The organism is Sphingomonas sp. M1-B02 (genome assembly GCF_026167525.1).
Classification (GTDB): Bacteria; Pseudomonadota; Alphaproteobacteria; order Sphingomonadales; family Sphingomonadaceae; genus Sphingomonas.
On sequence record NZ_CP110679.1, the window covers coordinates 144,045 to 156,237 of the forward strand.

11 protein-coding genes are annotated in these 12,193 nt (G+C 65.2%); 2 read left to right on the forward strand and 9 right to left on the reverse strand.

What is annotated here, in order from left to right; all coding sequences use genetic code 11:
• Positions 1 to 6: 6 nt before the first annotated feature.
• From OKW87_RS00745 to folE, 3 genes are read right to left on the reverse strand one after another with little or no spacing between them, the layout of a single operon-like run.
• Positions 7 to 360 (reverse strand): dihydroneopterin aldolase, encoded by a 354-nt coding sequence (locus OKW87_RS00745; protein WP_265541485.1) that lies wholly within the window; start codon positions 358 to 360, stop codon positions 7 to 9.
• Positions 353 to 1,117 carry an SDR family oxidoreductase gene (locus OKW87_RS00750; RefSeq protein ID WP_265541486.1) on the reverse strand — a complete coding sequence of 255 codons (765 nt, stop codon included), beginning with the start codon at positions 1,115 to 1,117 and terminating at the stop codon, positions 353 to 355. The genes OKW87_RS00745 and OKW87_RS00750 overlap by 8 nt, the downstream gene beginning before the upstream one ends.
• Positions 1,117 to 1,737: a GTP cyclohydrolase I FolE gene (gene folE / locus OKW87_RS00755; protein ID WP_265541487.1), complete on the reverse strand. Its 621-nt coding sequence runs from the start codon at positions 1,735 to 1,737 to the stop codon at positions 1,117 to 1,119. The genes OKW87_RS00750 and folE overlap by 1 nt, the downstream gene beginning before the upstream one ends.
• A 227-nt stretch (positions 1,738 to 1,964) precedes the next feature.
• Here folE and OKW87_RS00760 point away from each other — a divergent pair, with 227 nt between their 5' ends.
• A complete protein-coding gene (locus OKW87_RS00760) occupies positions 1,965 to 4,673 on the forward strand; it encodes a TonB-dependent receptor (RefSeq protein ID WP_265541488.1) in 2,709 nt (902 codons plus the stop codon).
• Positions 4,674 to 4,737: 64 nt separating this feature from the next.
• Here OKW87_RS00760 and OKW87_RS00765 read toward each other — a convergent pair whose 3' ends face one another.
• From OKW87_RS00765 to miaA, 5 genes are all read right to left on the reverse strand, one after another.
• Entirely contained in the window at positions 4,738 to 5,370 is a 633-nt protein-coding gene (locus OKW87_RS00765; RefSeq protein WP_265541489.1) for a YceI family protein, read from the reverse strand.
• 119 nt (positions 5,371 to 5,489) lie between these two features.
• Complete coding sequence (gene ilvC / locus OKW87_RS00770) at positions 5,490 to 6,509, reverse strand: ketol-acid reductoisomerase (RefSeq protein WP_265541490.1); 1,020 nt, start codon at positions 6,507 to 6,509, stop codon at positions 5,490 to 5,492.
• 116 nt (positions 6,510 to 6,625) lie between these two features.
• Positions 6,626 to 7,141 carry an acetolactate synthase small subunit gene (gene ilvN, locus OKW87_RS00775; RefSeq protein WP_265541491.1) on the reverse strand — a complete coding sequence of 172 codons (516 nt, stop codon included), beginning with the start codon at positions 7,139 to 7,141 and terminating at the stop codon, positions 6,626 to 6,628.
• 157 nt (positions 7,142 to 7,298) lie between these two features.
• The gene (locus OKW87_RS00780; protein ID WP_265544182.1) at positions 7,299 to 9,056 is read right to left on the reverse strand and encodes an acetolactate synthase 3 large subunit; all 1,758 of its coding nucleotides are present in this window, start codon (positions 9,054 to 9,056) and stop codon (positions 7,299 to 7,301) included.
• 65 nt (positions 9,057 to 9,121) lie between these two features.
• Complete coding sequence (gene miaA / locus OKW87_RS00785) at positions 9,122 to 10,054, reverse strand: tRNA (adenosine(37)-N6)-dimethylallyltransferase MiaA (RefSeq protein WP_265541492.1); 933 nt, start codon at positions 10,052 to 10,054, stop codon at positions 9,122 to 9,124.
• Here miaA and serB point away from each other — a divergent pair.
• On the forward strand, positions 10,047 to 10,925 hold the full coding sequence (gene serB / locus OKW87_RS00790; RefSeq protein ID WP_265541493.1) for a phosphoserine phosphatase SerB: 879 nt from the start codon (positions 10,047 to 10,049) through the stop codon (positions 10,923 to 10,925). The genes miaA and serB overlap by 8 nt on opposite strands.
• A 55-nt stretch (positions 10,926 to 10,980) precedes the next feature.
• Here the strand turns inward: serB and OKW87_RS00795 are convergent, their stop codons facing one another.
• Positions 10,981 to 12,066: a phosphatase PAP2 family protein gene (locus OKW87_RS00795; protein ID WP_265541494.1), complete on the reverse strand. Its 1,086-nt coding sequence runs from the start codon at positions 12,064 to 12,066 to the stop codon at positions 10,981 to 10,983.
• Positions 12,067 to 12,193 lie beyond the last annotated feature (127 nt).

Here is a 12,193-nt window from a genome sequence, read left to right on the forward strand (position 1 = left end):
GGTGGGTCAGTCGCGCGTGCGGACGATCTCGCAGCCGATCGTCGCGTCGGGATAGATGTCGAGCTTGGTCGAGCGGACCCGGACCTTCACGACGCGCGGGTCGCGCAGGGCAAGCGCGGCGATACGATCGCACAGGCTTTCCTGCAGCTCGAAATGGCGCGAGGCGGCGAAGGCAAGGATCTCCTCGCGCAGAAAGTCGTAATCGACCACCGCGTCGATGCGGTCCTCGGGACGCTCGGGATAGCGGCAGGTCATCGCGACGCCGATCGTCACGCGCTGCGGCGCGGCGCGCTCCCGTTCGTGGATGCCGAGGCCCATCGTGACTTCGAGGCCTTCGAGGAGGATGCTATAATCAGGCATCGGGACGCTCGCGGCCTTCGAACATCACGTCGCCGTCGCGGGGCAGGAAACGCTGGCCGCAATCGACGAAGATGTTCTGCCCGGTGATGCTGCGCGCCGTGAGCAGATGCTCGACCGTCGCGGCGATATCGTCGAGCGCGACCGGGCGCTGGAGGAGGTTTTCACGGGAATGGCGGGAAAATTCCTCCTCGCTCTGATCGAGGCTGGGGAGGGTGAGGCCCGGCGAGACGGCGTTCACGCGGATGCGGGGGGCGAGCGCCTGCGCCATCATCTGGGTGGCGGCGGCGAGGGCTGCCTTGCTGCAGGTGTAGGTGAAGAAATCCGGGTTGAGATTGTCGACCTTCTGGTCGAGCAGATTGACCACCGCGCCTTCTTCGAGATCGTTCTGCATCGCCAGCGCCGAGGCGAGCGCTACCGGCGCGCCGAGGTTCACGCGCATATGCTGGTCGAGCAGCGCGAAATCGGTGAGCGGCAGCGCGTCGAACGCGAATTGGGAGGCGTTGTTGACCAAGCCAGTGATCGGACCGCCCAACCCCGCGCGCGTGGCGGCGATCAGGGCAGGGGCGGTGGCGGGATCGGCAAGCTCGCCTGCGACGACGCAGACGCGTCCGCCCGCCGCGCCGATCGCGGCGGCGAGCGCCTGCGCCTCGTCGGCGGCATTATGGTGATGGATCGCGACGTCGTGGCCGCGCAGCGCCAGGCGGCGGGCGATGCCCGCGCCGATCCGCCGGGCGGCGCCGGTCACCAGGACGCGCATCAATAGCCCATCAGCGCCAGAACCTCGCGGCGGCTGCGCTCGTCGTCGCGGAATACGCCCATCATCCGGCTGGTGACCATGCCGACGCCGGGGGTGCGCACGCCCCGCGCGGTCATGCAGGCATGGCTCGCCTCGATCACCACCGCGACGCCGAGCGGTTTGAGATGATCCCAGATGCAGTCGGCAACCTGCGCGGTGAGCCGCTCCTGGACCTGGAGGCGACGGGCGAAGGCGTGGAGCACGCGTGCGAGCTTCGAGATGCCGACGACATGGTCCTTGGGCAGATAGGCGATCGAGGCCTTGCCGATGATCGGCGCCATATGGTGCTCGCAATGCGACTGGAAGGGGATATCCTTGAGCAGGACAATCTCGTCATAGCCGCCGACCTCGTCGAACACGCGCGACAGATGATGCGCCGGGTTCTCGGCATAGCCCTGGCAATATTCCTTCCACGCGCGGGCGACGCGTTCGGGGGTGTCGAGCAGGCCTTCGCGCGCGGGATCGTCGCCCGACCAGCGGATCAGCGTGCGGATCGCCTCGGCGACGTCGGCTGGGACGGGCAATTTTGCCGGGGGGGCGACGATGTCGCCATCCTCCGCTCCGTCGTAGATTTCGGCCATCCGCCCGTCCTTCCCACTCGAAACAAACTTTACGCTACGGCAAGCTGGCTTTGCCTGCCGCCGCACTGTTGCCCGTCTGTACCGCACCGGGAAAAAGGGCAAGAAACCGCGGAGTTCCGCGCCTCAAACCGTTGACGGCCACAAAAATGCAGCGTTAGTTGCACCCGTAATAAAAGCAACGCCGCGACCGGAACAACCGGCGCGACACGCAGGAGGGGATCCGATCCATGAAGAAGCTCGATTTGCTAGCCGCGACGGCAGTGTCACTGTTCCTTGCGGCGCCTGCGTTCGCCCAGGATGCGACCCCGGCTGCGGAGGCGGCACCGGCCGACGAGGATTATCAGTCGGCCAACGACATCGTCGTCACCGCCACCCGCCGCAACGAGACCGTGCAGCAAGTGCCCATCGCGATCACTGCGATCGGTGCCGAACTGCTCCAGAATGCCGGCGTCGACAATGTCCGCGATCTCGAGCAACTGGCGCCGTCGCTGCAGAGCTCGACCGGCCAGTCCTCGGCGACGGGCACGACAATCTACCTTCGCGGCATCACCACCGGCGGCGACAATCCCGGCTTCGAGCCCGCCGTCGGCGTGTTCATCGACGGGGTGTTCCGTTCGCGTGCCGGCGTCGCGATCTCCGAGCTTCCCGAGCTCGAGCGGATCGAAGTTCTGCGCGGCCCGCAGGGCACGCTGTTCGGCCGCAACACCTCCGCAGGTGCGCTCAGCATCTTCACCGCGCAGCCCCAGTTCGAGACCCAGGGCTATATCGAAGGAACCTACGGCAATTATAACGCCTATGGCGTCCGCGGCGCGATTACCGGGCCGATCAGCCGTTCGGTCGCACTGCGCGTCGATGCGGGGTATCGCAAGCGCGACGGCTATATCGAAGACGTGAACAGCGATCGCTCGATCAACGATATCAATCGCTGGAATGTCCGCGGACAGGCGCTGATCGACAGCGGCGACGTGACCTTCCGCCTGATCGGCGACTATTCCGAGACCGATGAGCAGTGCTGCGGCGCGATCTCCGCGGTGCGCGGCGCGACGGCGCAGGCGGTCGAAGCCGTTGCGGGGGCGCAGCGCCTCGACGGGCTCTATTTCACGCCCGGAACGACCCGCAACTTCCCGTTGCTCAACTCGCAGAACGTTCTCGTCCAGAATCCGCTGAACTTCAGTGCCGTGCCGCTGGAGCGTCGCCAGGCGATTTCGCCGAACCGCGACTATGCGGAACGCGTCAAGGACTGGGGCATCTCCGGCGAGCTGAACTGGGACATCGGCGACGTGAAGATGACCTCGATCACCGCCTATCGCGACTGGAAAGCGACCCGCAACCAGGACATCGATTTCTCTGGAATCGATCGCGCCTATCGCGACGGCTATCGCACCCGGATCCGCGATTTCACCCAGGAACTTCGTTTCCAGGGCTCGGCCTTGGGCGGCAAGCTCGACTGGCTGATCGGCGGCTTCTATCTCAACGAGCGCAACGATCTCAAGGACGTGGTCCGCTTCGGCAACGATGCCAATCGCTACGTCGACGCCGTGCTGAACGGGGCAACGCGCTCGGCGGCGCTGCCCACCGGTGCGCAATTCTTCGGCACGCTGGGGAATACGGCGCCGCTCTTCGGGCAGGTGCTGCTAGCGCAGAACCCCATCGTGGCGGCACCTCCCGGGCCGGGCCTGCCTCCCGTTCGGCTGCTCAACATCGCGCCGCCGGGATCGGCATTGTTCAGCTATCTGAACTCGCCGCTCACCGGCAATCCGGCAGGCGTCGGCAACAATGACGACGTCTTCCACGTGAAGACCGACGCGATCGCGCTTTTCACGCACAATATCATCAACGTCTCCGACATGGTTTCGGTGACCCTTGGTGCGCGATGGAACCATGAGTCGAAGAAGCTGACGGCGTCGATCAACAACAATACGCCGGCCTGCGCCTTCTTCTCGAGCGCGGATCCGCGCGCCGCCACCTATCGCGCGCTGATCAGCGGCGCGAGCTCGGAACTCTATCGCAACCTGTTCCTGCTGAGCTGCAATCCCGCGGTCAGTTCAGAGTTCAACGGCAATTATACCGACAGCTTCAGCGACAACGAGATCACCGGAACCGCGAAGCTGGCGCTGAAGCTTTCGAGCAAGCTGCTGGCCTATGGCAGCTACGATCATGGCTACAAGTCGGGCGGCTATAATCTCGACCAGGCGACGTTCGATTCTGCGCTGATCGCGAATCCGGCGACAGGGCGCCCGGGCAATGGCGCGCAGGCTTCGGATCTGTACTTCGGTGCAGAAACGGTGGATGCGTTCGAGCTTGGCCTGAAGGCCAGCCCGTCGCGGGCATTCACCTTCAACGTCGCCCTGTTCTACCAGAAGTTCTACAACTTCCAGTCGCTGGTCTTCTCGGGCAACAATTTCGTCGTCCAGAACGTGCCAAAGACGGTGAGCAAGGGCGCGGAACTCGAATCGACGATCCGGCCGCATCGCGACCTGACCTTCCAGCTCGGCTACAGCTACATCAGCGCGAAATATGACCAGAGCAACGCCTTCGCCGGAACGCCGCTGGCGGGGCAGCAGGGCCAGCAGGTCAACAACCAGCCCGAACATACCGTCACCATCGCCGGAACCTGGACGCCGACGATCTCGAACGGCATTCGCGGACTGGTCCATGTCGACATGCGCTACAACAGCGAAGTCAACATCCCCTCGAGCAATCCCGATCCGGCGACGGGGCGGACGGTGCTGTTCAATCCGGGATATGCGCTGCTGAACGGCAGCATCGGCCTGCAGACGGACGACGGCAAGATTCGCGGCGAATTCTTCGTCGAGAATGCGACCAACCAATATTTTCACGTAACCGGCTTTGCCGTGCCCGAGCAGACCGGCAACTTCGCCGCCTATCCGGGTACGCCGCGCTTCTATGGCGCACGGCTGCGCTTCGGCTTCTGAGCGAGCAGAAAAAAGAAAGCGGCCGGGGAGTGATCCCCGGCCGCTTTCGTTTCCGGTAGGTGGCTTACTGCTTTTCGAAGGCGACGGTGATGTCGAGCTCGACTTCGTCGGACACGGCGGGGATCGCGAAGGCGACGCCGAAATCGCTGCGCTTGATCTTCGCGGTCGCTTCGAAGCCGACGGTTTCCTTCTTGGAATAGGGATTCGCGCCGGCGCCGCTGAACATCGCGTCGAGCGTGACTTCGCGGGTCACGCCGTTCAGCGTCAGATCACCGACGATCGCCGCCCGCTCGCCCGTGGCCGTCACGCGCTTCGATACGAAGCGGGCGTCGGCGGGGTTCGCGCCGAAGAAATCGGGCTTCTTGCCGGCCTCGGCGGGCTTGAGGAGATGCTTGGTCAGCCCGGCGCTGGCGGTCGTGACCTTGGACACGGGGATGGTGATCTCGACGCGCGAGGCGCCGGGATTCTTCGGGTCGAGCGTCAACGTGCCGGTGGCTTCGCCGAAGATGCCGAAATAATCGTTGAAGCCGAAATGGCTGACTCGCCAGCCGATCAGCGTATGGCCGGGATCGACCGCATAGGTGCCGGCGGTGACCCTCGACGCATCCTTGGCGCCAGGGACCTGCGCAGCCTGGTTCGCGATGACGGGGGTGGCGACTGCCAATATGGCGGCAAAGGCGATGGTCTGAATGCGCATGCGGATCCTCCTGTTACGAAGGTCCGATGTCGCGCCGCGGACGGGCCGCGTCAAACGATCAGTGCGAAACGCAAGGTTTCCGCGCCGCCGCCCCGGGGATCCAAGGCGGCGGCGGGAGATCAGTTCTTTGCCTTGTCGACCAGCTTGTTCGCGCCGATCCAGGGCATCATTGCGCGCAACTCGGTGCCGACCTGCTCGATCGGATGCGCGGCCGCGGTCTTGCGCGAGGCCTTGAGCTCGGGCTGGCCGGCGCGGTTGTCGAGGACGAAATCCTTGACGAAGCGGCCCGACTGGATGTCCGCCAGGACGCGCTTCATCTCGGCCTTGGTCTCGTCCGTGATGATGCGCGGGCCGGTCTTGATGTCGCCATATTCAGCGGTGTTCGAGATCGAATAGCGCATGTTGGCGATGCCGCCCTCATAGAGCAGGTCGACGATCAGCTTGGTCTCGTGGAGGCACTCGAAATAGGCCATTTCGGGGGCGTAACCGGCCTCGACCAGCGTTTCGAAGCCCGCCTGGATCAGGTGGGTGATGCCGCCGCAGAGCACGGCCTGCTCGCCGAAGAGATCGGTCTCGCATTCCTCGCGGAAATTGGTCTCGATGATGCCGGAACGGCCGCCGCCGACGCCCGACGCATAGGCCAGGCCGATGTCGTGCGCGTTGCCGGAAACGTCCTGGTGGATCGCGATCAGGCAGGGGACGCCGCCGCCGCGGACATATTCGCTGCGCACGGTGTGGCCGGGGCCCTTGGGCGCGATCATGATCACGTCGATATCGGCGCGCGGCTCGATCAGGCCGAAATGGACGTTGAGGCCGTGGGCGAAGGCGATCGTCGCGCCGGGCTTCAGGTTCGCGTGGAGATCGTCGGCATAGATTGCGGCCTGATGCTCGTCGGGGGCGAGGATCATGAGGATGTCGGCCCAGGCGGCGGCTTCCTTGTTCGACTTGACCGCGAAGCCGGCGTCGATCGCCTTCTTGGCGGTGGCCGAGCCCTCACGGAGCGCGATCGCGACGTCCTTAACGCCGGAATCGCGGAGGTTCTGGGCGTGGGCATGGCCCTGGCTGCCATAGCCGAGGATGGCGATCTTCTTGTCGGTGATCAGGTTGAGATCGGCGTCGCGATCGTAATAGACACGCATGATTATTCTTCTTCCCTTTCTGATCGTCATCCCGGCGAAGGCCGGGATCCAGAGCCAAGCAGGACATCGCCCGTGACTCTGGACCCCGGCCTTCGCCGGGGTGACGGTGGCGTTTTTTAGGCGGCTTCCCGGCCCCGTGAAATGGCGACGATGCCGGTGCGCGCGACTTCGACCAGGCCGACTTCGCGCATCAGTTCGACGAACTTGTCGAGCTTTTCCGGCCCGCCGGTGACCTCGAAGATGAAGCTCGAGATCGTCGCATCGACGACGCGGGCGCGATATACTTCGGCAAGCCGCATCGCTTCGATCCGATGATCGCCGATGCCGGCGACCTTGACCAGCGCAAGCTCGCGTTCGACATGCGGCCCGAAGGTGGTGAGATCGGTGACGCGGTGGACCGGCACCAGCCGTTCCAGCTGCGCGGTAATCTGTTCCATCACCTCGGCCGATGCCGAGGTCACGATGGTGATGCGGCTGATCGCATTGTCGTCGGTGATCTCGCTCACCGTCAGACTCTCGATATTATAGCCGCGGGCGGTGAACAGGCCAGCGATCCGGGCGAGGATGCCCGGCTCGTTGTCGACGATCACGGCGAGCGTGTGCCGCTCGCGGGTTTCTTCCTTGATGTGCATGGCTCTTCTCAGATCCTCCCCGGGACGGGGAGGGGGACCGCCGCGAAGCGGTGGTGGAGGGGGCGTGCCTCGATTGGCGTCGCTGGTGGAGAGCCCCCTCCACCAGCCTTCGGCTGGTCCCCCTCCCCGTGCCGGGGAGGATAAAAATGACAGCCCATCACACCAACGCCTTGGCTTCGTCGTCCATTTCGCCGGAGACTTCGGCGGACTGGAGCATCATTTCGGTATGGGCCGCTCCGCTCGGAATCATCGGGAAGCAATTGGTGAGCTTGGCGACGCGGCAGTCGACGATCACCGGGCCGTCATGGTCGAGCATCGCCTGGATGCCGTCCTCCAGATCGCCGCGCTGATCGATGCGGATGCCCTTCCAGCCATAGGCTTCGCCCAACTTCACAAAGTCTGGCAGCGCATCGCTGTAACTCTCTGAATAGCGGCTCGAATAGGTCAGCTCCTGCCACTGGCGGACCATGCCCATATATTCGTTGTTGAGGATGAAGATCTTGACCGGCAGGCGATATTGCGTCGCCGTGGCCAGTTCCTGGATGTTCATCTGGATCGAGGCTTCGCCGGCGATGTCGATCACCAGCGCGTCCGGGTTCCCGAGCTGCGCGCCGATCGCGGCGGGCAGGCCGTAGCCCATCGTGCCTAGGCCGCCGGAGGTGAGCCACTTGTTCGGCTCCTCGAAATCGAAATGCTGCGCGGCCCACATCTGGTGTTGGCCGACCTCGGTGGTGATGATCGGCGCGCGGGCATGCGTCGCCTCCCACAGCGCGCGGATCGCGCGCTGCGGCATGATCATGTCCTGCCGGTCCTCGAAATCGAGGCAGCGAGTCTGGCGCCAGCCTTCGATCCGGCGCCACCATTCGGACAGGTCTGGTTTCGGGTGCTGACGTGCCTTCCAGCTATCGACCATCTGCTGGAGCGCGATGCCGACATCGGCGATTACGGCCAAATCGACGCGGACGTTCTTGTTCACGCTCGAGCGATCGATATCGACATGCACTTTGCGCGCATGCGGCGCGAAGGCATCGAGCCGGCCGGTGACGCGATCGTCGAAGCGCGCGCCCAGTGCGATGATCAGATCGGCCTTGTTCATCGCCCAATTGGCTTCGTAGGTGCCGTGCATGCCGAGCATGCCGAGCCATTTGTCCGAAGAAGCGGGCAGGGCGCCGAGGCCCATCAGCGTCGAGGTGACAGGGGCGCCGGTGAGCTCGACGAGTTCGCGCAGCAGCCGCGAGGCCTCGGGCCCCGAATTGATGATGCCGCCGCCGGTATAGAAGATCGGACGCTCGGCCGCGGCGAGCATGTCGACCGCTTCCTGGATCTTCGCCGCGTCGGGCTCGGTCTGCGGACGATAGGTCTTGTGCTGGATCGGCCCGGGCGCCGCGTAGCGCGCGGTGGCGACCTGGACATCCTTGGGGATATCCACGACCACCGGGCCGGGGCGGCCCGAGGTGGCGATATGGAACGCCTCATGGATCGTCGCGCCGAGCTTGGCGGGGTCCTTCACGAGGTAATTATGCTTGGTGCAGTGGCGGGTGATGCCGACCGTGTCGGCCTCCTGGAAGGCATCGGTGCCGATCAGCGCCGTCGGCACCTGGCCGGTGATGACGACCATCGGGATCGAATCCATCAGCGCATCGGTGATGCCGGTGACGGCATTGGTCGCGCCGGGGCCGCTGGTCACGAGGACGACGCCGGGCTTGCCGGTCGAGCGGGCATAGCCCTCCGCGGCATGCGTCGCGGCCTGTTCGTGGCGCACGAGGATGTGCTTGATGCGGTTCTGCTTGAAGATCGCATCGTATATGGGGAGCACCGCGCCGCCGGGATAGCCGAACACGACCTCCACGCCGAGGTCGGTCAGCGCCTCGATCAGTATGTCTGCTCCGCTCTTCTCGGTCACTTCAGCCTCCATGTCGCGACGCGCCATAGCACCGCTGGAGCCGCGCTGCTACTCGCACGAATAATACGTGTCAATAGCTATACACGTAACTTAGTTTCAAAATACTCGTTCAAAACGTTTGTTTCTGTCTGTATTTCGCGCGGCCATTCGGCCGGAGGCTGGCGCCGGAACCAAGTTGCCTGGCGCTTGGCATATTGACGGGTGGCGAGCGCACCGGCTTCGATCGCCAGCGCTGCGTCGATTTCGCCTGCGAGCAGGGCGCGCATTTCGGGCACGCCGATCGCGCGGAGGATGGGGGCGTCGGGGGGAATGTCGGTGCGGGCGAGCAGCGCATTCGCCTCCGGGCGCGCCTGCTCGACCATCTCGGCGAAGCGGCGATCGATGCGGGCGCCGAGCCAATCGCGATCGGGGAGGAGGATCAGCGGCACGAGCCGGATCGCCTCGGCGATGCCGCCGACGCGGCGGGTCTGCCAATAGGCCATCGGCTGGCCGGTCGAGCGGACGACTTCGAGCGCGCGGGCGACGCGAGTGGAGTCGGCGGGGTTGAGGCGGGCGGCCGCCTCGGGATCGGTGCGCGACAGTTCGGCATAGGCTTCGGCGAGGGGGAGGGTGCGGACCGTCTTGCGGACCTGCGGGTCGATCTCCGGGACGGGGGCGATGCCGTCGAGCAAGGTGCGCAGATACATGCCGGTGCCGCCGACCAGGATCGGCAGGCGATGCTGCGCATGTGCCTCGGCGATGGCGGCGCGGGCTTCGGCGGCCCAGCGCGCGGCGGAGTAGGGGTCGGCGCCGTCGATATGGCCGAACAGGCGGTGCGGCGCGCGAGTCTCTTCCTCGGGGCTCGGGCGCGCGGTGAGGATGCGCAGATCGGCATAGACCTGCATCGAATCGGCATTGATGATCGTGCCCTCGTGCCTCTCGGCGAGCGCCAGCGCGAGTGCGGACTTGCCGCTCGCGGTCGGCCCTGCGATGAGCGCCACCGTTGGGAGATCAGGGGTAGGCATGTTCATCGCGACGCTTGTAGCAGAAGGGCTGACCGCGGGGCAGCTTTCCGAAGCCGCCGACCGGCTCGCCGGCGTCGATTGCGCGCCTGAGTCGTGGCGCTGGCTGGAAGAGGGCATGGCCGCCGATTTGCCGTTCGCCTTGCAGCCCGAGGCGGCGCGGGAAGCGCTGGAGGGCGCATTTCCCGCTGTCGACATCTTCGTCCAGCCCGACCAGGGCCGGGAAAAGAAGCTGCTCATCGCCGACATGGATTCGACGATGATCACCGTCGAGTGCATCGACGAACTGGCCGATTATGCGGGCATCAAGGATCAGATCGCCGCGGTGACGGAGCAGGCGATGCGCGGCGAACTCGATTTCGCCGCGGCGCTCGATGCGCGGGTCGCGCTGCTGGCGGGGCTCGAGGAAAGCGCGATCGACCGTTGCCTGGCCGAGCGGGTACGGCTGTCGCCGGGGGCTGCGACGCTGGTGCGGACGATGCGCGCGCGGGGGGCGCTGACGATCCTGGTCTCGGGCGGCTTCACCCGCTTTGCCGATCCGGTGGGGGCCGAGATCGGTTTCGAGCGGGTGATCGCGAACCGGCTCGTGATCGCCGACGCGCGGCTTAACGGCATGGTCGAGAAGCCGATCGTCGACAGTGCGACCAAGGAGACGACGTTGGTGGGGGCTGCGGCCGAGCGCGGGCTGGAGCTGCGCGAGACGCTGGCGGTGGGCGACGGCGCCAACGACCTGGCGATGATCCGCCGTGCCGGGCTGGGGGTCGCCTATCGCGCCAAGCCGATCGTCGCCGCGGCGGCCGGTGCTCGGGTGGACCATGGCGACCTGACCGCGTTGCTCTATGCGCAGGGCATCGCGCGCGCGGAGTGGGTGACGCATTGAGCGGCTGGCCGGCGTACCCGCGCACGCAACGCTGCCGGCCAACAGCCTTTCGCTTTCAACAGTGGGCCATCTCCGCTCGCTCGGACCCGTCTGCGATCAGCGCCGTGACGACGCGTCCGGAGGCCCACCAGATTGCCGCGGTGGCGGCGACTGCGACCGGCCCGTCGACGGCATAATGCCAACCAAGATGAATCGAGCCGATCCAGATTAGCGCGGCATAGATCGTCATGACCCAACCGGCGCGGCGATCGATTTGGAATGCCGCCATCGCAAAAAGCGCCGCAAGCGCATTGTGCAAGGATGGCATGGCCGAGATCCCACCCCCGATCGCAAGCGCGCCACGGCTGTCGTGAAGCTCCAACAGGCCATGCTGGAACTCCAACGCGGACAGGCCGGCCATCGGCCATTCGCTCGAAATCCAGTTCTGTTGCCCCTGGAGCCGCGCAAACAGCGGTTCGAACCCCGGCGCGAGCCCGATCGCCGTCGGCTGGAAGCAGGGCCCGGCCGCCGGCAGCAATGCCGCCAGACCGGAACCGAGCAGGATCCAGACAGCGAAAAAGCTGATGAGATAGCGATAGCGCAGCGCGTCGGCCGTCGCCGGAAGGAAACTGCAGAGCATGACCCCCACCGACATCGGAAGAAACCAGCCATGATAAAGGGAGTCGAGCACGAACGTTATCCAGGGCGACGGCAGGACGGCGTGGGTGATCCGCCACGGATCGATCCCGGCGAACAGCATCCGGTCCAACCCGGCCAGCGCCGGGTCGAGTCCGAAGCCCGCCTGTGGCAGGACACGTTGTTTGAACAGGTTGAAGGTGGCGAGCAGCAGCGCGAAGATCAGCGGCGGGCTGAGGAACGACAGGAACCCGTCTCGCTGCCGTCGCAGTTCGATCTCTATCAATACCAACGCTCGAAGTGACGTCCTTTCAGCGTGCGAGTTCCTTCGGTGGAACAGCAAAGCAAGCGCGATCAGCGCAACGAGAATCCACACGGGGGCTATCAGGCAGAGGTAGGTGGCGAGCAGCGTCAGGTAATCGCTCATCCCCACTTCGCTGAGCCAGAGCGTCAGCCCGGTATAAGCGATCAGCAGCGTGAACAACGTTCCGGTGAACACCGCCTCTCGTTGCGATCGTCCGATCATTTCCCCCCCGGGACGGATAAGCGACGGTCTTTGCCCACCCTCTAAGTCTAGGCAAAATTGACTTACATCAAGTTACCGCGGTGATCCGGGACAGCGGACCTTGGATCGAGCTGCACAGGGATTGCGC

Excerpts from the sequence above, each read along its gene's own strand:
- OKW87_RS00765 (WP_265541489.1), bottom strand. The coding sequence starts at position 5,370 with ATGCGCATTCAGACCATCGCCTTTGCCGCCATATTGGCAGTCGCCACC.
- OKW87_RS00795 (WP_265541494.1), bottom strand. The coding sequence starts at position 12,066 with ATGATCGGACGATCGCAACGAGAGGCGGTGTTCACCGGAACGTTGTTC.
- miaA (WP_265541492.1), bottom strand. The coding sequence starts at position 10,054 with ATGAACATGCCTACCCCTGATCTCCCAACGGTGGCGCTCATCGCAGGG.
- serB (WP_265541493.1), top strand. The coding sequence starts at position 10,047 with ATGTTCATCGCGACGCTTGTAGCAGAAGGGCTGACCGCGGGGCAGCTT.
- folE (WP_265541487.1), bottom strand. The coding sequence starts at position 1,737 with ATGGCCGAAATCTACGACGGAGCGGAGGATGGCGACATCGTCGCCCCC.
- ilvN (WP_265541491.1), bottom strand. The coding sequence starts at position 7,141 with ATGCACATCAAGGAAGAAACCCGCGAGCGGCACACGCTCGCCGTGATC.
- OKW87_RS00745 (WP_265541485.1), bottom strand. The coding sequence starts at position 360 with ATGCCTGATTATAGCATCCTCCTCGAAGGCCTCGAAGTCACGATGGGC.
- ilvC (WP_265541490.1), bottom strand. The coding sequence starts at position 6,509 with ATGCGTGTCTATTACGATCGCGACGCCGATCTCAACCTGATCACCGAC.
- OKW87_RS00760 (WP_265541488.1), top strand. The coding sequence starts at position 1,965 with ATGAAGAAGCTCGATTTGCTAGCCGCGACGGCAGTGTCACTGTTCCTT.
- OKW87_RS00750 (WP_265541486.1), bottom strand. The coding sequence starts at position 1,117 with ATGCGCGTCCTGGTGACCGGCGCCGCCCGGCGGATCGGCGCGGGCATC.
- OKW87_RS00780 (WP_265544182.1), bottom strand. The coding sequence starts at position 9,056 with ATGGAGGCTGAAGTGACCGAGAAGAGCGGAGCAGACATACTGATCGAG.